Source organism: Phaeovulum sp. W22_SRMD_FR3 (assembly GCF_052113705.1).
In the GTDB taxonomy this organism is placed as follows: Bacteria; Pseudomonadota; Alphaproteobacteria; order Rhodobacterales; family Rhodobacteraceae; genus JBGQOG01.
Window position 1 is genome coordinate 425,990 of record NZ_JBGQOG010000002.1, and the last position, 19,880, is coordinate 445,869.

Below are 19,880 nucleotides of genomic sequence, written 5' to 3' on the forward strand. Positions count from 1 at the left end.
GCGGATCGGGGGAACAGGTTAGGCGCAACAAGACGTGAAAGGGCGTGAACATGGCCGGTTTGAAGAAAATCCTTCTGGTGGATGATGAGGAAGACCTGCGCGAGGCCTTGGCCGAGCAGCTGGTGGCAACCGAGGATTTCGACGTGTTCGAAGCGGGGTCGGGGGCGGAAGCGGTCGAGAAATCGAAAGCCGCGCTGTATGATCTGGTGGTGCTCGATGTCGGCCTGCCCGATACCGACGGGCGTGAGCTGTGCAAAAAGCTGCGCAAGCAGGGGGTGAAATGCCCGATCATCATGCTGACCGGGCATGACAGCGATGCCGACACCATTCTGGGCCTCGACAGCGGTGCCAATGATTACATCACCAAGCCGTTCAAATTCCCGGTGCTGCTGGCACGTCTGCGGGCGCAGCTGCGCACGCATGAGCAGTCGGAGGACGCGGTGTTCCAGCTCGGGCCGTATACGTTCAAACCGGCGATGAAGCTTCTGGTCGATGCCAAGGAAAAGAAAATCCGGCTGACCGAGAAAGAGACGAATATCCTGAAATTCCTCTATCGGGCGACCGATGGTGTGGTGGCGCGCGATGTGCTGCTGCATGAGGTCTGGGGGTATAATGCCGGGGTGACCACCCATACGCTGGAGACGCATATCTACCGGCTGCGGCAGAAGATTGAGCCGGATCCCTCGAATGCGCGGCTGTTGGTCACCGAATCGGGTGGCTATCGGCTGGTCGCCTGAGGATCTGGTCGGCCTGGTGGTGAGGCCGGGGGCCGCCTGCCCCCGGAACCCCCGGGGATATTTTGAACGAAGCAATGGGGCGGGCCGGGAGGCGCGCCCCTTTGGTGTTCACAGGCCGAGCACGTCCAGCATGTCGTATTGGCCGGGTTTTTTGTCCTGGCCCCAGAGGGCGGCGCGGAGGGCGCCACGTGCAAAGATCGCGCGGTCAGTGGCCAAGTGGCGCAGGACCACACGCTCGCCTGCGGTGGCGAAGACCACATCATGTTCGCCCACCACATCGCCGCCCCGGATCGCGGCAAAGCCGATGTCGCCGCGTTTGCGCGCGCCGGTGATGCCGTCGCGGCCGGAGTCTTTGTGGTCAGCGAGGGAGATGCCGCGGCCTTCGGCGGCGGCTTCGCCGAGCATCAGGGCGGTGCCGGAGGGGGCGTCGACTTTCATGCGGTGATGTGCCTCGACCACTTCGATGTCCCAGTCTTCATCCAGTGCCGCGGCGATCTTTTTCGTCATTTGAACCAAGAGGTTGACGCCAAGCGACATATTGCCTGCGCGCACCAGAACCGCATGCCGCGCGGCGGGGGCGAGGGCGGCGATATCCGCGGGTTCCATGCCGGTGGTGCCGATCACATGCACGGCGCGGGCCTGTGCGGCGAGGGCGGCGTATTCCAATGTGGCGGCGGGGGAGGTGAAATCGATCACCGCCTGCGCCCGGGCAAAGGCCTCCAGCGGCTCATCGGTGACGATGACGCCATTGGCGGTGCCGCCCATGGCCAGCCCCAGATCTTGCCCCGCCCAGGCATGGCCCGGGCGCACGACGCCGCCCACCAGCCGTGCCTTGTCGGAGGCGGCAACCACCTGTGCCAGCATCCGGCCCATACGGCCTGCCACGCCGGTGATCACGATGCCCGGAAGTTCGCTCATGTCTTGGTCCCTTTGCCGTCGGCTTGCCTGTGTTTCTGGCCCTGCATAGCGCGCGGGTCTGCCGGGGGTAAAGGGGGCGGGGAAACTGTCGCTGACAACGCGCAAGTGATGAAAGCCCCGTTGCGGGGCGCGCGGGCTTGGCCTACATGGGGGGAATGGCACAAAACCGTTATCCTCAGGCCAAAGGCCCTTCACAGCGTCAGCTTCGCGTCGGCGAATTGATGCGCCGCACCCTGTCGGACGTTCTCATGCGCGGCGAGGTGCATGACCCCGATCTGAACCGCATTTCGATCACCGTGGGCGAGATCCGCCTGTCGAACGATCTGAAAGTGGCCACGGCCTTTGTCTCGCCCTTGGGCGGGGGCCCGGGCGAGGAAATGCTGAAGGCGCTGCGGCGGCATACGGGCGAATTGCGCCACCATGTCGCCAAGGCGCTGACGCTGAAATTCACGCCCGAATTGCGGTTCCAGCTCGACGAGACCTTTGACCGCATGGACGAGACGCGGCGGCTGTTCGCCGATGAGCGGGTGCAGCGCGATCTGGCGACGCCCGACGACGCAGATGAAGCCGAGGATTAAGGCGCTTTTATCCCTGTTGGGGGTGACCGTGCTTGGCATGGGGCTGGGCACGGCCGGATCGCAGGAAACGGGTCACACGGGCCCCTGCCGCGACATTGCCTATGAGGGCATTCCCTACACGATCTGCGAAGTTTCCCTGCAAGATGACCTGCGGCTCTGGCTCGATGATGCTGCGGGCAGGCCTTTGGGCACGTTTGAGCGGGTGACGGCGGCGCTGGCCCCTGAGGAGCGGCTGGTGTTTGCGATGAATGCGGGCATGTACCACGCCGATCGCGGGCCGGTGGGCCTGTTTATCGACGCGGGGAAAGAGCGCCATCCGATCGTGACCTCGGAAGGGCCGGGAAATTTTGGCCTGCTGCCAAACGGCGTGTTTTGTGCCGGTGAGGCAGGTTTTCGCGTTGTGGAAAGCCGCAGCTTCAAGGAAACCGCGCCCGCCTGCCGCATCGCCACGCAATCGGGGCCGATGCTGGTGATCGATGGGCAGCTGCACCCGCGCTTTCTGCCCGACAGCGACAGTTTCAACATCCGCAACGGGGTGGGCGTCTCGGCCGACGGGCAAAAGGCCTGGTTCGCCATTTCGAACCGCGCGGTGAATTTCCACCAATTCGCCCGCCTGTTCCGCGACCATCTGCACACGCCGAACGCGCTGTTTCTGGATGGCTCGATCTCGCGCCTCGCGGTGCCGGCGCTGGGACGGCAGGATTTTGGCGTGCCGATGGGGCCGATCATCGGCGTTGTGGCGCCCGCAGAGGCTCCGCACGATTGACCCGGACGGGTCCGCGCGGTAGCAGGCGCCTTCGCCAGGAAGGAAAAAGACCATGGGACGCAAAAAGGGCCGCGAGATCTCCGGCTGGGTGATCATCGACAAACCGGCGGGGATCACCTCGACCGCTGTGGTGGGCAAGGTCCGCTGGGCGTTTGATGCGAAAAAGGCGGGCCATGCGGGCACGCTCGATCCGGCGGCAACCGGCGTTCTGGCGATTGCGCTCGGCGAGGCGACCAAGACCGTTCCCTTCATCACCGATGCGCTGAAATGCTACCGCTTTTGCGTCACGCTGGGGGCTGCGACCACCACCGATGATGCCGAGGGCGAGGTGATTGCGCGTTCCGATCTGCGGCCGACGGATGCCGAGATCGAGGCGGCGCTGGAAGCGTTCCGCGGCGATATCCAGCAGGTGCCGCCGCAATTCTCGGCGGTCAAGGTCGAGGGCGAGCGGGCCTATGATCTGGCGCGCGCGGGCGAGGCGATGGACCTTGTGGCGCGGCCTCTCTGGGTGGACAGCCTGACGCTGATCGCGCGGCGCGATGCGGATACGGTCGAGCTGGAGATGGTCTGTGGCAAGGGCGGCTATGTCCGCTCGATCGCGCGGGATCTGGGGGCGGCTTTGGGCTGCCTTGGGCATGTGGCCTGGCTGCGCCGCGAATGGTCGGGGCCGTTTGAGGCGAGCGCGGGGCTCAGCCTTGAGGATATTGATGCGCTGGCGCGCACGCCCGAACTGGATGAGAAACTGCTGCCGCTGGAGCTGGGCCTGGCCGATCTGACCGAGCTGAAGGCGACGACTGAGGGGGCGGTGCGGTTGAAGAACGGCAATCCTGGCATGGTCATCGCCTCGGGTGTCGAGTTTGGGGATGAGGTCTGGGTCTCCTATCAGGGCCGTCCGCTGGCGGTGGGCAGTTATCGTTCGGGCGAGGTTCATCCGACCCGGGTTTTCAACCTGTAAGAGAGTTTTCGCGCGCGGCGCCCCGTCCCGGCCCGTCATTGATTCGGGCTGCGGCGGGGCGGGTTTGCGGCGCGCGGTGCCGTGCGGGCTGCCGGATGGCGACAAGGCTTTGCGAAACGCGATCCGGCACCGCTGGGCGGCAGGGTTTGCCGCCGGGGCCAGCGCGCAGAGGCTTGGAAGCGCAGCCGAATTTGTTGCTATTATGACAAGGTTAACCAGGCGAATCGATCCGCGGCGACAAAATCGCGGTTTCGCGTTAGGGTTGCTGTCGGTGAAGGTGGTTTGGTGGTGATCTGAAATGTTGTTTCTCTCCGGGATTCTGGGCCTGCTGGCGGCGGGGCTGGGCGTCAGTCTGATGCCCGATGGCCGTCAAGATTCGTCGGATGACGAAAGCGAGAAGACCGAAGATGATGCTGCGGACGACGTGGCGGACAACTCGGGCACGGGGGATCTGCTGGACGATCCTGACGCGCCGCCGCCGCTGTCGGGAGACGATCTTGAGCTGGTGATCGAGGCGCCGCAGGGCGAACCGGGCGCGGCAGAGGATGATACCGATGAGGCCGGGCTGGTGCAGGGCACCGATGATGCCGAAATCCTGTCGGGCGATGCGGATGCGGATCTGGTTGCGGCACTTGGCGGCAACGATCAGGTGGATGCGGGCGCCGGAGATGACACGGTCGAGGCGGGCGCTGGCGACGATGTGGTTTTTGGCAATGCGGGCGATGACAGCCTGATGGGCGACGCGGGCAACGACAGCCTGACCGGTGATGACGGCGCCGATACGCTGCAAGGTGGCTCCGGGGATGACACGTTGGCGGGCTGCATGGGTGATGACAGTCTGAGCGGCGATGACGGCGCGGATTCCTTGCTCGGCGGCAGCGGTGACGATCAGCTGGACGGTGGCGCTGGCGACGACAGCCTGCAGGGCGGTCTGGGCGATGACACCCTCGCGGGTGGTGCCGGTCAGGATGAACTCTTTGGTCAGGATGGCAATGATCTGATTGATGGCCGGGTGCTGGATGCGCAGGGGCATGATACCGACGGTCAGGACATGCTGGCGGGCGGTGCGGGTGACGACACGCTGATGGTCGGTGCCGGCGATCTGGCCTATGGCGATGACGGCGCGGATACCTTCGTTCTGGGCGATTGGCTGCATGAGGGCGACACGCCGGTCATTCAGGATTTCAACCCGGACGAGGATCATCTGGCGGTGATTTATGACGCTGATCACCTGCAGGACCCGGTGGTCACCATCGAACCGTCGGACACGGCCGAGGGTGCCGCCTGGATCGTGCTGAACGGCGAGCGTCTGGCCGAGGTGATGGATGCCGCGCATCTGACGGTCGAACAGGTCAGCCTGATCCCCGCGGCGTCGGTTGTGCCGGAGGTGGCGCAGGCAGCCTGACGGCTCCGGTGCGTGGCCGATGCGCGAGTGGTGGGGGCGCCTTCCGGGCGCAAACGTCCGCCACAGCGCGGGTCTGCGCCTCAGCCATGCAGGCAGGATGGGCTCCTCCTCTCGCTCTCCATCCCGCTCCCGGCCCGTCTGTTCCGGGCGACGATCGGGATTCAGGACAGGAATGGGGCGGCATCTGATGCAATAATCCTTTTCTTTGCGCCGATTCCCCCCTATACGCGCGCATCCGCCCTGCTTGGCGGGTGTTATATGGGCCTTGCTGGACGACATCCCGGCTCGTGCCGTCACCCTCAACCTTAAGGAGATCCCGATGTCGATCACCGTTGAAGAAAAAGCTCGTCTGATCAAAGAATTCGCCACCAAAGAAGGCGATACCGGTTCCCCGGAAGTTCAGGTCGCGATCCTGTCGTCGCGCATCTCGACCCTGACCGAGCACTTCAAAGGCCACAAGAAAGACAACCACTCGCGCCGCGGCCTTCTGATGATGGTTGCCCAGCGTCGTAAGCTGTTGGACTATCTGAAAGGCAAAGACGAAGGCCGCTACACCGCGCTGATCGCGCGCCTGTCGCTGCGTCGCTGATCCGGCCGCAAGGCTGATGAAAACGCCCGGTCCCGCTGGACCGGGCGTTTTTTTATGCCCGCCGGGCCTTGGGGCATTCTGCGGGATGCGGGCCCCTGCGCGGTCTGCTGCGGGGCCACGGCGCGGCGGCGCGGCTTGCGCGGGCCGAAAAGGCCATCAAAACCCCGTATGTATGGGGCTGGCGCGATGAGATCGCTTCCCAAACGGCCGTATCTGATGTATGGGCCTAGCCCATCTATGACGTACAACCCGAAGCCCCGGGGTCTATCGCAAGTTAACAGGGGCGCGGCGGCAATGGGGCCGATCGCATAGCAGGCGCGGGGAGGGTCCCCGTGCAGGATTAGGAAATCGAATGTTCAACGTTACTCGGAAATCCATCGAGTGGGGCAATGAAACGCTCACCCTCGAAACCGGCAAAGTCGCCCGTCAGGCCGACGGCTCGGTCATCGCCACTTTGGGCGAGACCTCGGTCATGGCCAACGTGACCTTTGCACGCGAGCAAAAGCCGGGTCAGGATTTCTTCCCTCTGACCGTGCACTACCAAGAGAAATACTATGCCGCGGGCAAAGTGCCCGGCGGCTTTTTCAAGCGCGAAGCCCGTCCCAGCGAAAAAGAAACGCTGACGGCCCGCCTGATCGACCGTCCGATCCGCCCGCTGTTCGTCTCCGGCTTCAAGAACGAAGTTCTGGTGATGTGCACCGTGCTGAGCCACGATCTGGTCAATGATCCCGACATCGTTGCCATGGTTGCCACTTCGGCGGCCCTGACCATCTCCGGCGTGCCCTTCATGGGTCCGATCGGCGCGGCCCGCGTTGGTTTCTCCAACGGCGAATATGTGCTGAACCCGGAAGTCTCCGATATGGACCACCTGCGCTCGAACCCCGAGCAGCGGCTGGATCTGGTCATCGCGGGCACCAAAGACGCCGTGATGATGGTGGAATCCGAAGCCTATGAGCTGTCGGAAGCCGAAATGCTCGGCGCGGTGAAATTCGGCCATGACGCGATGCAGCCGGTGATCGACATGATCATCGACTTCGCCGAAGAATGCGCGAAAGAGCCGTTTGACTTCGCCCCGGCGGATTACTCGGCCCTCTACGGCGCTGTGAAAGCGGCCTGCGAGACCGAAATGCGCGCGGCTTTCGCCCTGCGTGACAAGCAAGAGCGCGTCACAGCGATCTCGGCAGCCCGCGACAAAGCCAAGGCATCGCTCTCGGCCGAGCAACTGGCCGATGCGAACCTCGGTTCGGCGTTCAAGAAGCTGGAAGCCTCGATCCTGCGCGGCGACATCATCAATGGTGGTGCCCGCATCGATGGCCGCGACACGAAAACCGTGCGTCCGATCGTGTCGGAAGTCGGCATTCTGCCGCGCACCCATGGTTCGGCGCTGTTTACCCGCGGCGAAACCCAGGGTCTGGTGGTGACCACGCTCGGCACCGGCGACGATGAGCAGATCATCGACGCGCTGCACGGCAACAGCCGCTCGAACTTCATGCTGCACTACAACTTCCCGCCCTATTCGGTCGGCGAAGTGGGCCGCGTGGGTTCGCCCGGTCGTCGTGAAATCGGCCACGGCAAACTGGCATGGCGCGCGCTGCAAGCCGTGCTGCCGGCAGCGACCGACTTCCCCTACACCATCCGTGTGGTGTCGGAGATCACCGAATCGAACGGCTCGTCCTCGATGGCTTCGGTCTGCGGTGGTTCGCTGTCGATGATGGATGCGGGCGTGCCGCTGAAAGCACCGGTGGCCGGCGTTGCCATGGGTCTGATCCTGGAAGATGACGGCAAATATGCCGTGCTGACCGACATCCTCGGCGACGAAGATCACCTCGGCGATATGGACTTCAAAGTGGCCGGGACTGCCGAAGGCATCACCTCGCTGCAGATGGACATCAAAGTTGCGGGCATCACCCCGGCGATCATGGAGCAGGCCCTCGCGCAAGCGAAAGACGGCCGTCTGCACATCCTCGACGAGATGGCGAAAGCGCTGACCGCCGGTCGTCAGGAATTCTCGGCGCATGCGCCGCGGATCGAGACGATGCAGATCCCGACCGACAAGATCCGGGAAGTGATCGGCTCGGGCGGCAAGGTCATCCGCGAAATCGTGGAAGTCTCGGGCGCCAAGGTCGACATCAACGACGACGGCATCATCAAGATCGCTTCGGCCAATGCAGACAGCATCAAGAAGGCCTATGACATGATCTATTCGATCGTGGCAGAGCCGGAAGAAGGCCAAGTTTACACCGGGAAAGTCGTGAAACTCGTCGATTTCGGCGCTTTCGTGAACTTCTTCGGCAAACGCGACGGCCTCGTGCATGTGAGCCAGATTGCCAACAAGCGTCTGAACCACCCGAACGAGCTGCTGAAAGAAGGCCAGGAAGTGAAAGTGAAACTTCTCGGCTTTGACGATCGCGGCAAGGTGCGCCTCGGCATGAAGATGGTCGATCAGGAAACCGGCGAGGAAATCTCGGCGGAGCGGGCGAAAGAAGAATCCGAAGCCTGAGTTTCGACACGATGTCAGAAAAGGCCCGGGCATCTCGCCCGGGCCTTTTTTGTGGCCGGACGGACCTGTCCCGGGGCATCCCGATGGCGCAGGACAGGCCCCGTTTCTGCCGGATGGCCCTCCGCAGGGGGGCAATTGCGGGTTGATTTTTGGCGCGGATCACCGAAGGCTTCGCGGATGCGACGGACCCCGTTCATGCAGGCGAAAATTGATCTCCCGCGCGCGCCGCACGGCAACGCAGCGGGTCGACGCTGGCGGCAGGTGGGCCGGAGGGCGCAGCAGAACGGCGCTGTGCGCTGGTCTGGCTGGCAGACAGCGGCGGGCTCGGTTAGAAAGCGGCTGAAGGGCCGGGGCTTGAACGCCCATGGTGCAGGAATGATGTATGGCGGTAGCTTGCCCCCAAGCTGAGGCACGCGAATGTGGCAACCCGCTGGCGGGATGCAGAGGGCGCGCCTGGCTGCAGATGCCGGATGCGGGCATTGTGACGGCGATGCCACAATAGAATGGAAAGCACGATGGCAGAGACCCTGCGCAAGATGCGGCGCGCGCTATTTGGAAGAACGGCCGAATCGCACATGCGGCGGTTGCTGAAGGACAGCATGCGCCAGCAATTGCCGCGCTACGGGATGGCGATTCTGGCGATGATCGTGGTGGCGGCGGCCACGGCGGGGACCGCCTGGATCATGAAGGACATCGTGGATTCGATGACCGATTCCGATGACCTGAACCGGGTGTTTCTGGTGGCAGGGGGGGTGGCGGCGATCTTCACCATCAAGGGCATCGCCACCTATGTGCAGGTAATCTCGCTGACGCGCGCGGGCAACCGGATCGTGGCGGAACAGCAGGGCAAGCTGTTTGATAAATTGCTGCGGCAGGGTGTCTCTTTCTTCAACCTTACCGAATCCTCGGATCTTCTGATGCGGGTGACCAATTCGGCGCAGGCGGCGCGGGCGGTGATCGACATCCTCGTCACCTCATTCGTGCGGGATCTGTTGTCGCTGGTGGGGCTGATCGCGGTGATGGTCTATCAGCAGCCGCTGTTGTCGCTGGTCTCGCTGGTGGTGGGGCCGATCTCGATCTTCGGGATGCGGATCATTCTGCGCAAGGTGCGCGCCATCATGCAGCATGAGATGACCTCGCTGGCCGAAATCATCAAAGTGGTGCAGGAGACCGCGCGGGGCATCCGCATCATCAAGGCATTCGGGCTGGAAGCGCAGATGCGGCGGCGGATGTATGATGCTGTCGCCAATGTCGAGCAGCGCGCCAATGCTGTCGCCCGGCTGGAGGCGATCACCTCGCCGCTGATGGAAACGCTCTCGGGTTTTGCGATCGCGGGGGTGGTGGCGCTGTCGGCAGTGGATATGATCGGCGGCACCCGCTCGACCGCGGGCGAGCTGATGTCTTTTGTGACCGCGCTCTTGATGGCCTATGAGCCCGCCAAGCGCCTGTCGCGGATGCGGGTGAGCGTTGAGGCGAACATGTCGCGGGTGCGGCTGATGTTCGAGCTTCTCGACGCGCCCGATACGCTGAGCGAGGCCGAAAACCCGGTGACGCTGCGGCCGGGACCGGGCGAGATCCGCTTTGAGGACGTGACCTTCAGCTATGGCGAGGACAAGCGCGTGGTCTCGGGCCTGTCGCTGACCTGTCCGGCGGGGCGGATGACGGCGCTGGTCGGGCCCTCGGGGGGCGGCAAGTCGACACTGCTGAACCTGATCCTGCGGATGTATGACCCCGACAGCGGTCAGGTCACCATCGACGGGCAGGACATCAAACAGGCGAGCTTTGCCTCGCTGCGCGAGCGGATCGCCTTTGTGGGGCAGGACACCTTCCTGTTCTCGGCCAGCGTCTATGACAATATCGCCATCGGGCGTCCCGGCGCGACCGAGGCGGATGTGCTCAGCGCCGCCCGGGCGGCCAATGCGCATGAGTTCATCGAAGCGCTGCCGGAGGGCTATGCGACGCCGGTGGGCGAAAACGGCGCCTTCCTCTCGGGCGGGCAAAAGCAACGGCTGGCGATTGCCCGCGCCATCCTGCGCGACGCCGAGATCCTGCTGCTTGATGAAGCCACCAGCGCGCTCGACACCCATTCCGAAGTGCTGGTGCGCGATGCGATTGCGCGGCTCTCGGTGGGGCGGACGGTGGTGGTGATCGCGCACCGCCTCTCAACCGTGATGGATGCCGACAAGATCTGCGTGATCGAGGCCGGACAGGTCAAGGAAGAGGGCAGCGTCGCGGCGCTGATGGCGGCGGGTGGCGCCTTTTCCGACCTTTACAACCGGCAGTTCGCGCCGGGGCAGGGCGTGGCCCCGGAGGAGTGATCTGCAGGGGGCAGAACGCATAAGGGCGGCAGGTGATCCGCCGCCCTTTTCGATTCTCTGTGGCGGGCCTCAGGCCTTCGGCTGTTTGGCAAAGCGCAGATAGGGCAGCTTGATGTCCAGCTGGCCATAGCGCTCGGTCGCCTGATCGGTCGGTACCGAGAGGGCCACGATCACATCCTGCCCCGGCACCCAGTTGGCGGGGGTGGCGAAGGGAACGCCATCGGTCGCCTGCACGGCATCCAGCGCGCGCAGGATCTCGGCGAAGTTGCGGCCGACCGACATCGGATAGGTCATCGTCAGGCGGACTTTCTTGTCCGGCCCGATGATGAAGACGGTGCGCACGGTGGCTGAATGCGCCGGGGTGCGGCCCTCGGTCGGCAGGTAATAATCGGCGGGCAGCATGTCATAGGCCTTGGCCACGGTCAGGCTGCTGTCGTCGATGATCGGGAAATCGGCGGGCGCGCCCGAGAACGCCTCGATGTCGCGCTTCCATTTCTCATGATCGGCGACCGAGTCGACCGAAACGCCCAGCACCTTGGTCTTGCGCTTGGCGAATTCCGGCACCAGCTGCGCCACGGCGCCAAATTCGGTGGTGCAGACTGGCGTGAAATCGCGCGGATGCGAGAAGATGATGGCGTAGCTGTCGCCGATCCAATCGTGAAATGAGAGGCTGCCGGCGGTCGAGTCGGCGGTGAAATCCGGGGCGGTATCGTTGATGCGCAGACCCATGGTGGTCTCCTTCTTTGTTCTCGCAGCTGAACCTAGGTGATACAGAACGAAGTTTCACCCCCTTGCCTTAAAGCAGCAGAAAAACGGGAAGAATCTGTGGCATCAGGGCAGATGGATGGAATTATCTCCCATCCGGTTGCCTGTCGCCGGTGGCAATGCCACGCTATGGGCGAAATGGAGGAACACCATGCTCAGCTATCCCGATTTCTACATCAACGGCGCCTGGGTTGCGCCCACTCTCGCGCGCCCCTGCGAGGTGATTGATCCCTCGACCGAAGAGCCCTGCGCGGTGATTTCGCTCGGCGATGCGCCGGATACCAATGCCGCCGTGGCCGCCGCCAAAGCCGCTTTGCCGGGCTGGAGCGCCACGCCGCCCGCCGAACGTCTGGCAGCGGTGACGCGAATCCTCGCGGAATACCGCCGTCGCCAGCCCGATATGGCGCGGGCGATCAGCCTGGAGATGGGCGCGCCGATGGATATGGCCTTTGACGATCAGGCCGAGGCCGGGGCCTATCACATCGAGAACTTCATCACGGCTTTCAAAGATGTCACCTTCCTCCGTCCGCTCGGCGATCACGCGCCGGGCAGCATGATCGCGCTGGAGCCGGTGGGGGTGGTCGGGCTGATCACGCCCTGGAACTGGCCGATGAATCAGGTGACGCTGAAGGCGATCCCGGCACTGCTGGCGGGCTGCACCGTGGTGCTGAAACCCTCCGAGGTGGCACCGCTCTCCTCGCTGGTCTTTGCCGAGATCGTGCACGCGGTGGGGCTGCCCGCCGGGGTGTTCAATCTGGTCAACGGCGATGGCGTGGGCGTGGGCATGCAGCTGTCGACGCATCCCGATGTCGAGATGATCTCGTTTACCGGTTCCACCCGTGCCGGAATCGCGATTTCCAAGGCCGCCGCCGAGACGCTGAAAAAAGTGACGCTGGAGCTGGGCGGCAAGGGGGCGAACATCGTCTTTGCCGATGCGGGCGCCGAGGCGGTGAAGCGCGGCGTGCGGTCGTGTTTTTACAACTCGGGCCAGTCCTGCAACGCGCCGACCCGGATGCTGGTTGAGCGCAGCTTTTACGACGAGGCGGTCGAGATTGCCCGCGAGACCGCCGAAGCAACGCAGGTGGCCACGGCGCATTCGCCCGGCACGCATATCGGCCCGGTGGTCTCCGAGGTGCAGTTCAGCAAGATCCAGGGGCTGATCGAAAAGGGCATTGCCGAGGGCGCGCGGCTGGTCGCGGGCGGTCCGGGACGGCCCGAGGGGCTGAACCGTGGCTATTTCATTCGGCCCACGGTCTTTGCCGATGTCACCCCGGACATGAGCGTGGTGCGCGAAGAGATCTTTGGCCCGGTGCTGTCGATGATGCCCTTTGACAGCGAGGAAGAGGCGCTGGCACTGGCCAATGACACGATCTACGGCCTGACCAATTACGTGCAATCAGCCGATGGCGCGCGGCGTAACCGTCTGGCGCGGCTGTTGAAATCCGGTATGGTCGAGATGAACGGCATGCGGCGCGGCGCGGGCGCGCCCTTCGGCGGCGTCAAGGCCTCGGGCCGCGCGCGCGAGGGCGGCCATTGGGGGATTGAGGAATTCCTCGATGTGAAGTCGATCTCGGGCTGGGATGGCGCCGCCTGAGACCGGCCCCCCGGGTCGCGCGTCTAACCGGCGCGCGACCATCCCATCTCATGGCGCCGGAATTGTCCGGTCTCGGCGGGCTCAAACACCGGATCGTCCTCGGCGCGGTAGCTGGTGATGTCGACCCGGCCGGGGTGAATGTCGAGGCAATTGAACGTGTTGCTCTCTCCCCGCACGCGGGTGGAGAGCCCGGTGCCCGCCTGCACGAACAACAGCCCCGGTTGTGCGGTAAAGGGCCCGACATGGGTGTTGTGCAGATGGCCCGACAGGACAATATCCGCGCCGCAGCCGCTCAGCCCGCCCAGAGCGCGGCGCGCGCCCTGCATCAGCTGTTTGGTGGTTTCGGCCTGATGCTCCAGCGGGTGGTGCAGCACCACAACCTGCGTGGTCTGCGCTGATTCCGGGCCAAAAGCGGCGCAGACCCGGTCAAGCCTTTTGCGCGACAGATGCCCGCGCTGCCAGGAAAACCGGTTGACGGTATTCACCCCGACCACATCCAGTTCCTCGTCGTGATAGACCGGTTCGGTCTCGGGGTGGATATAGCGGCGGTAGCGGCCCCAGGGATTGAGGAAGCGCACGGCGATATTGTCCAGCGGCGTGTCGTGATTGCCGGGCACCGCGAGCACCGTGGCGGTCAGCCGCGTCAGAAACGCCGCCGCCTGTTCATATTGGCTGATGCGGGCGCGCTGGGTGAAATCGCCCGAAATCGCGATCAGATCGGGTTTCAGCGCATTCACCTGCGCGATCAGCGGCTCCAGCAGATCCGCGCGGGTGCGGCCGAAATGCAGGTCGGAGAGATGGAGCAGCCGCCTCATCCGCTGTGGTCTCCGGGGGCGGTCCCCTCTGCCTCGGGAATCGGGTTTTCCGGCGCGATGATGGTCAGGGCCTCGGTTTCGATCTTGAAGGTCAGCGGGCTGCGCATCCGGCCCTTCTCGCCGTCAAAGGCGATCAGCGGGCTTTTCTGTCGGGTGGAGATGGTGATGTCGCGCGCGCGGATCAGTTCAAGCCCGTCGCCGGGGCGCAGCTGCCGCCGGATCAGCCGCCAGGCCAGACGAAACAGCCCCGCCCGCCCGCGGTCCCGGGCCACGAACAGCGCGAAAGCATCGTTCGAGATCGCATCGCCGCCCTTCAGGCCGAAGAAGTCCAGCTGATAGGCCGAGCGGGCGACGAAAATCAGCGGGCTGCGCAGCCGGGTTTCGACGCCATCGGCGGTCAGCACCACCTGCATCGGCCGCTGAAATCGCAAAAAGGTTTTCACCACAGACCAATAGGCGGCAATCCGGTGGCGGCCAAAGCGGGCATAGGTCGTCTCGCGCTCTTTCAGGATCGAGGGATAGACGCCGAGGCTGGCGTTGTTGAGGAACACCTGCCCGTTGACCGTGGCCACCGCGATGCGGTGGTGGCCGCCTTGCAGGATCAGCCGGGCGGCGGCTTCGGGATCCTCGGGCAGGCCGAGACCGCGGGCGAAATAGTTGAACGTGCCCAGCGGCAGCACCGCCATCGCCGCATCCTTGCCCATCATCGCCGAGGCGATGGCCATCACCGTGCCGTCCCCCCCCGCCGCGACGATGGTGTCGAACCCGTCGCGCAGCGCCCGTTCGACATCTTCGGCAATATCGGTGTCGGTAGACCAGTACCGCAATTCGGCACGGTCGCCAAAAACCGCCATCGCGCGGGTGATGGCTTCCGCGTCATGGCTGTTGCGCCCCGAGGCGGCATTGGCGATGACGCAGATCCGCGCCGCGCCATCCGCGTTCACCGCGGCCAGTGGCGTCGCAGGATCATTCGCCGGCAGCAGGGGCGGCATTTCAGGGGCGGTCAGGGTTTGCGGATCGGGCATTGGCACCTCCTCGGGGTCCGGGCCCGGATGGGGGCTCGGGTTCCGGGGCCAACGCTGTAAGGCTGAATTCGTTGCCTCATGCGGTCAGATTTTTAGGGAGAGGGGGCTTATCAGGGGCGGGGAGGCTGGCCCTCCCCCCCCCCGCGCAGGCGATCCTCAGGGGGCTGCTGCGTAAAGATGCCAGAGCGCGCCGCGAAAGCGGATCTCTTGCGTGGCGGTCCGCCCCGGCAGCGGGTTGCGCGCCAGAAAGGCTCCGGCGGGATGGGTGGTCAGCCATTCGGCCTGTGCCTCCGGCGTTTCCAGCACCGGCATCGGCTGCGTCAGACGGCCGAGAAAGGTGAATTCGCCCTGATAATCGCCCTCGGTCAGTGCAATGCCGGTGGCTTCATGCGCCTTAAGCCAGTCGGCGATGGGCTGACCGCTGGGCAAGGCCACCAGAAGGTGCAGCATCAAAAGGGTGCCGGGGGCCACCAGCATCACGGCCGCGCGGTCGCTTGCCGCCCGCCACAGGAAAAGCGCGAGGAGGACAAAGACCGCCGCCCCGGCCAGAAAGCGCAGAACCGGCACGGCGACGCCCTCGGTCTGGTCGGGCGAGACGATGCCCGTGGCGAGCGCGCCCCCGGCAACAAGCAGGATGGCGGCGGGGATCAACAGCAGCAGCCGCCGCAGCGTCGGGCCGGTGCGGTAGGGCATGGCGGGGGCGAGAAGCAGGGCGAGGGCAGGCAGTTCGGGCATCAGGTAATGCGCCTGTTTGCTGCTGATGAGGCTGAAGGCCACAAAGGCCGCGAGGATCCACAGGCTGAGCAGGCGTCCGGTCTCGCTGCGGATCAGCCGGAGCGGGGACAGACGCGACAATGCCGCCCGGCTCCAGCCCCAGGGCCAGAGGTAGAACGGGCTGAGCGCGAGGAAGAACCACAACGGCTTGCGGTGATCAAAGGCCGAGACCATCCGCCCGGCATTTTGCCGCCAGAGCACCTCCTCGCGGTACTCCGCCCCGCCGAAGATCAGTGCGGGCGCCAGCCAGAGCGCCACCAGTGCCAGTGCCACGCCGATCGCCAGCGCCAGATGCAGATACCAGCGTTGCAGCGGCGGGCGCGGCACGTCGGTGGCCCAGAGCGGCATCAGAAGGGCGGCGGGCATCAGATGCAGCAGGATCACCGGCCCTTTGGCATAGACGCCAAAGCCGATGGCCGCGCCAAGGAGCAGCGCCTGCGGCAGCGCCCTGCGCGCGGTGTCCGCCCGCCGCATCGCCACCAGCGCCAGCATGCCGATCAACGTGGCGCAGGTCAGCATGGTGTCGAACATGGTCATCGAGCCGTAGAGGAGAAAAATCCCGCCGGTCGCAAGGATGAGCGCGGCCGCCCCCGCCCGCTCGGTGCCGATGGTGCCGCCATCCTCCGCCGCGCCGCCGCGCGGCCAAAGCGCCAGCGACAGCCGGTAGGTCAGCCAGATCGCCAATGCGCCAAAGGCGGGCCCCACCATCCGGGCGGCGGTCTCACTGACCCCGGTGCCCTGCCAGACAAGGGTGATCAGCCAGAAGAGCAGCGGCGGTTTATGCCCGTAAATCTCGCCGTTCAGATGCGGCACGAGCGAGGAGCCGCCCTGCCACATCTCCCAGGCGACGGTGACATAGCGCGTCTCGTCAATCGCGAGGAGCGGGCGCAGCAGAAGCATCGCCACCGCGAGCGCGAGAAAGATCGCCAGAGCAATCAGCAAAGGGTAGCGGGTGCTCAGGCGCATCGAAGCTCCGTACATCTTCCTGGGGGCGCTCGGCGGCAGCCGGGCGCCAGGGTCGGTGAGGGGGGACCCGGCACACCAGACCCCTGATGTTTCCGCAAAACCACGAAAACGGCGTGCACGGCCAGATAAAACCGTTTGGCTTACAATTTTGTAACCCCCCGGCAAGGTGGTGGTGAGGTCGCGCGCTCAGGGTGCCGCTATCGCCCCACGGGCCTGTGCATGAGGAAAACAATGACTGACGGTTTGAATGCCACCGCGCCGCGCCACAATCTGGCGACGCGGTTTTTTCACGGGGCGCTGGCCCTCGCGATCATCACCCAGCTGGTCACCAGCCTGGTGATGGACGGCCCGGATGAGGAATCCGCCGGGGACGCCCTGTTTCAGCTGCACCGCTATGCGGGGCTGACGGCGATGGCGCTGGCGCTGGGCTTTTGGCTGGTCATTCTGGGCCGCCGTCAGGGCACGGCCTTCGGCGCGCTGTTCCCGTGGTTCTCGGGCAGTCGCCGGGCGGCGGTGTTCCGCGATATCGGTCATTATCTCAAAGCGATCACCCGTCTGCGCCTGCCCGAGCCGGACATCGACAGCCCGCTGGCTTCGGCGGTGCATGGGCTGGGCCTGTTGCTGATGACGGCAATGGCGCTGAGCGGCACGCTTTACTTCATTCAGGTCAATCTGGGGCTGCATTCGGCCGAGCCGGACGACATGCCGGTGATGTTGGTGCATTTCGCACTGGCCAATCTGGTCTGGGTCTATCTGATCGCCCATGCCAGCCTTGCTGTCCTGCATCACCTGTTGCGCAGCCTGTCGCTTGGCTCCATGTGGTCGCTGCGCGGCTGATCCGCACCCGCTGACCCAACCGGCCGACCCGGGGAGGCCGGCGCTGGCCGGCCCTGTCCCGGGGGTGCTGCTGTAAACAGCAGCTCCACCCGCAACCCCGGCGCGGCATCCTCCAGCCGCAAGCTGGCGCCATGCAGATCAGCCACCGCCTTGACGAGGCTGAGGCCAAGGCCCGAGCCGGGTGTGGTGCGGCTTTTTTCCAACCGATAGAGGCGCTGCAACACCCGGTTCCGCTCCGTCTCGGGGATGCCGGTGCCATTGTCGGTGAGGGAAAGCCGCACCTGCTGCCCGTCGCGCGCGAGGGCCACGGTGATTTCGGTGCCCTTCGGGCAATGTTGCAGCGCGTTCTCGATCAGATTGGCCAGCAGCTGCATCAGCAGATCGCGGTCACCTTCCAGCCATTGTGGCGAAGCGGGGGGCATATAGTGCAGCACCATCCCGGCATCGGTGGCGACTTCGGTATAGATCTCGGTGACTTGTGCCGTCAGTTCGGCCAGATCCAGCGGCGCGAAATGCGCGCGTCGGCTGCCGCTCTCGATCTGGGCGATGCGCAGAAGGGCCGCGAAGATCTCGCTGATACGGTCGCTTTCCTGCAGGGCCTCCTGCAATTCTGCCGCGAGTTCAGGGGGCTGGCCCGCGGCCTCGACCCGCCGCTGGGCCGTTTCCAGACGCAGATGCAGCCGGTTCAGCGGGGTGCGCAGATCATGGGCGATATCGGCGCTGACCTGCCGCACAGCCTCGACATGTTGCTCCAGCTGCGACAGCGCGGCGTTGATCTGCTGGCCCAGCCGGTCGATGTCATCATGGTTCCGCGACAGAGCGATGCGCGCCCCCAGATCGCCCTCGGCCACCCGGCTCATGGCGGTTTCGATCGCGTCAATACGGTCGCGGACCCGACGGGCCAGCGTCAGCCCGGCCGCGAGAGCAGTGAACAACACCAGAATAACCGACCATCCCAGCGTGCCGAGGAAGACTTCGCGCAGTTCGTGCAGTTCCATCTGATCCTGGCCGACGATCAGCGTGAACGCCCCCGCAGTGCCCATAAAAACCCGGTACTGCATGTCGGACGCCAGGCCGAGTTGCTGGCCCCGCAGACTGCTCCAGCCGGGCGGCAGGTCACTGGGGCGGCGTTGAAGGTTGCCCACCCGGATCTGCCCCGTGGCGTCCACAAGCTGATAGACATTGCCGCTTTCGGGGTTGGCACTGATCCGCGCCTCGATTTCTTCGATCAGTTCGGCGCTGCCATGCTCCCGCGCGGCCTCCGACAGCAGGTTGAAGGTTTCGTCAATATGCTGATCCTGCCGCTGTGCCAGCTGCGTGCTCATCGTGGCATAGGCGATGGCGCCGACAAGGATGGTTGAGCTGAGCATCAGCCCGGCAAAGGTCAATGCCAGCCGGACCGGGGTGCTGCGAAGGGCTTCAATCCGGCGCATGCAGGGAATATCCGGCGTTCTTGACGGTGTGCAGCAGGGCGACCGCAAAGGGCCGGTCGATCTTGGCGCGCAAACGGCTGATGTGGGTTTCGACGACGCTGGTCTTGGGGTCGAAATGGAATTCCCAGACCTGTTCGAGCAGCATCGTGCGGGTGACGACCCGGCCCGCGTGGCGCATCAGCAGCTCCAGAAGCATGAATTCGCGCGGCAGCAGGTCAAGCTTTTGCCCACCTCGGCGGACCTGACGGCGCAAGAGGTCCATCTCAAGGTCGAGCACCTGCAAAACGGTTTGCTGCTGCTGCACTGGCGGGCGGCGGGCGAGCGCCTGCACGCGGGCCATCAGCTCGGCAAAGGCGAAAGGTTTCACGAGGTAGTCATCGCCGCCCGCTTCCAGCCCGTCGACGCGGTCCTCAATCCCGCCGAGTGCTGTCAGGAACAGCACCGGCACCCGTTGCCCGGCGGCCCGCAGCGCCTTGACCAGCGAGAGACCGTCGAGCCCCGGCAGCATCCGGTCAACGATCAGCACGTCATAGGCTTCGCGCGCGGCGTGAAACAGTGCATCATGGCCATTGTCCAGATGGTCGCAATGGTGTCCGGCCTCATGCAGGCCACGGATCAGATAGGCCGCAGCGGTGGGGTCGTCTTCGACAAGCAACAGGCGCATGAAACCTCCGGTTGGGGCGATTCATGCCAGTCTTGCACCAGACGGCGGCGGGGGGAAAGCGGCATGGGCGCGCAGACCCGCCCCGCCGCCGCTGGCCCGCCGCCACGGTTGCACGGGGGCCGGGCGCCTGTTGGGCGCGCCATGGGAACGGGGGGGCAGGGAACCGAAACCGCAGCGCCGCGCGTTGGGCCTGCGGACCAGATGCAGGACGGGGCGGCGTGTCGCCCGACGGGAGGATGCA

General features: G+C 65.0%; 17 protein-coding genes. 10 read left to right on the top strand and 7 right to left on the bottom strand.

Annotated elements, in window-relative coordinates:
* Nucleotides 1–50: 50 nt before the first annotated feature.
* Nucleotides 51–737 (top strand): response regulator transcription factor, encoded by a 687-nt coding sequence (locus tag ACEN2S_RS04330; RefSeq protein ID WP_441862838.1) that lies wholly within the window; start codon nucleotides 51–53, stop codon nucleotides 735–737.
* A 108-nt stretch (nucleotides 738–845) separates the two neighbouring features.
* On the opposite strand, the gene dapB is transcribed toward ACEN2S_RS04330, so the two are convergent.
* Nucleotides 846–1,655 carry a 4-hydroxy-tetrahydrodipicolinate reductase gene (gene dapB / locus ACEN2S_RS04335; protein WP_441862840.1) on the bottom strand — a complete coding sequence of 270 codons (810 nt, stop codon included), beginning with the start codon at nucleotides 1,653–1,655 and terminating at the stop codon, nucleotides 846–848.
* Between the two features lie 155 nt (nucleotides 1,656–1,810).
* Between dapB and rbfA the strand changes: the two genes are divergently transcribed.
* From rbfA to ACEN2S_RS04370, 7 genes are all read left to right on the top strand, one after another.
* Entirely contained in the window at nucleotides 1,811–2,233 is a 423-nt protein-coding gene (gene rbfA, locus ACEN2S_RS04340; RefSeq protein ID WP_441862842.1) for a 30S ribosome-binding factor RbfA, read from the top strand.
* Nucleotides 2,234–2,270: 37 nt separating this feature from the next.
* Nucleotides 2,271–2,999: a phosphodiester glycosidase family protein gene (locus ACEN2S_RS04345; protein ID WP_441862928.1), complete on the top strand. Its 729-nt coding sequence runs from the start codon at nucleotides 2,271–2,273 to the stop codon at nucleotides 2,997–2,999.
* A 52-nt stretch (nucleotides 3,000–3,051) separates the two neighbouring features.
* Nucleotides 3,052–3,954, top strand: a complete 903-nt coding sequence (truB, locus tag ACEN2S_RS04350; protein ID WP_441862844.1) for a tRNA pseudouridine(55) synthase TruB — start codon at nucleotides 3,052–3,054, stop codon at nucleotides 3,952–3,954.
* A gap of 298 nt (nucleotides 3,955–4,252) precedes the next feature.
* Nucleotides 4,253–5,359 (top strand): calcium-binding protein, encoded by a 1,107-nt coding sequence (locus ACEN2S_RS04355; RefSeq protein ID WP_441862847.1) that lies wholly within the window; start codon nucleotides 4,253–4,255, stop codon nucleotides 5,357–5,359.
* A 319-nt stretch (nucleotides 5,360–5,678) separates the two neighbouring features.
* The gene (rpsO, locus tag ACEN2S_RS04360; protein ID WP_441862849.1) at nucleotides 5,679–5,948 is read left to right on the top strand and encodes a 30S ribosomal protein S15; all 270 of its coding nucleotides are present in this window, start codon (nucleotides 5,679–5,681) and stop codon (nucleotides 5,946–5,948) included.
* A gap of 352 nt (nucleotides 5,949–6,300) precedes the next feature.
* Complete coding sequence (pnp, locus tag ACEN2S_RS04365; RefSeq protein ID WP_441862851.1) at nucleotides 6,301–8,448, top strand: polyribonucleotide nucleotidyltransferase; 2,148 nt, start codon at nucleotides 6,301–6,303, stop codon at nucleotides 8,446–8,448.
* A 515-nt stretch (nucleotides 8,449–8,963) separates the two neighbouring features.
* Nucleotides 8,964–10,766: an ABC transporter ATP-binding protein gene (locus tag ACEN2S_RS04370; protein WP_441862853.1), complete on the top strand. Its 1,803-nt coding sequence runs from the start codon at nucleotides 8,964–8,966 to the stop codon at nucleotides 10,764–10,766.
* Between the two features lie 69 nt (nucleotides 10,767–10,835).
* Here ACEN2S_RS04370 and ACEN2S_RS04375 read toward each other — a convergent pair whose 3' ends face one another.
* Entirely contained in the window at nucleotides 10,836–11,495 is a 660-nt protein-coding gene (locus tag ACEN2S_RS04375; RefSeq protein ID WP_441862855.1) for a peroxiredoxin, read from the bottom strand.
* A 187-nt stretch (nucleotides 11,496–11,682) separates the two neighbouring features.
* Here ACEN2S_RS04375 and ACEN2S_RS04380 point away from each other — a divergent pair, with 187 nt between their 5' ends.
* Nucleotides 11,683–13,125 (top strand): aldehyde dehydrogenase family protein, encoded by a 1,443-nt coding sequence (locus ACEN2S_RS04380; protein WP_441862932.1) that lies wholly within the window; start codon nucleotides 11,683–11,685, stop codon nucleotides 13,123–13,125.
* Between the two features lie 23 nt (nucleotides 13,126–13,148).
* Here the strand turns inward: ACEN2S_RS04380 and ACEN2S_RS04385 are convergent, their stop codons facing one another.
* The 3 genes from ACEN2S_RS04385 to ACEN2S_RS04395 form a co-directional block, all read right to left on the bottom strand.
* A complete protein-coding gene (locus ACEN2S_RS04385) occupies nucleotides 13,149–13,940 on the bottom strand; it encodes a metallophosphoesterase family protein (RefSeq protein ID WP_441862857.1) in 792 nt (263 codons plus the stop codon).
* Nucleotides 13,937–14,965, bottom strand: a complete 1,029-nt coding sequence (locus tag ACEN2S_RS04390) for a diacylglycerol/lipid kinase family protein (protein ID WP_441862860.1) — start codon at nucleotides 14,963–14,965, stop codon at nucleotides 13,937–13,939. The genes ACEN2S_RS04385 and ACEN2S_RS04390 overlap by 4 nt, the downstream gene beginning before the upstream one ends.
* 156 nt (nucleotides 14,966–15,121) lie before the next feature.
* Nucleotides 15,122–16,705, bottom strand: a complete 1,584-nt coding sequence (locus ACEN2S_RS04395; RefSeq protein ID WP_441862863.1) for an ArnT family glycosyltransferase — start codon at nucleotides 16,703–16,705, stop codon at nucleotides 15,122–15,124.
* A 231-nt stretch (nucleotides 16,706–16,936) separates the two neighbouring features.
* On the opposite strand from ACEN2S_RS04395, the gene ACEN2S_RS04400 reads away from it, so the two are divergent.
* Nucleotides 16,937–17,542 (top strand): cytochrome b/b6 domain-containing protein, encoded by a 606-nt coding sequence (locus tag ACEN2S_RS04400; RefSeq protein WP_441862866.1) that lies wholly within the window; start codon nucleotides 16,937–16,939, stop codon nucleotides 17,540–17,542.
* On the opposite strand, the gene ACEN2S_RS04405 is transcribed toward ACEN2S_RS04400, so the two are convergent.
* Complete coding sequence (locus ACEN2S_RS04405; RefSeq protein WP_441862869.1) at nucleotides 17,491–18,975, bottom strand: sensor histidine kinase; 1,485 nt, start codon at nucleotides 18,973–18,975, stop codon at nucleotides 17,491–17,493. The two genes, ACEN2S_RS04400 and ACEN2S_RS04405, sit on opposite strands and share 52 nt — an antisense overlap.
* Nucleotides 18,962–19,639: a response regulator gene (locus ACEN2S_RS04410; protein WP_441862872.1), complete on the bottom strand. Its 678-nt coding sequence runs from the start codon at nucleotides 19,637–19,639 to the stop codon at nucleotides 18,962–18,964. The genes ACEN2S_RS04405 and ACEN2S_RS04410 overlap by 14 nt, the downstream gene beginning before the upstream one ends.
* Between the last annotated feature and the right edge of the window lie 241 nt (nucleotides 19,640–19,880).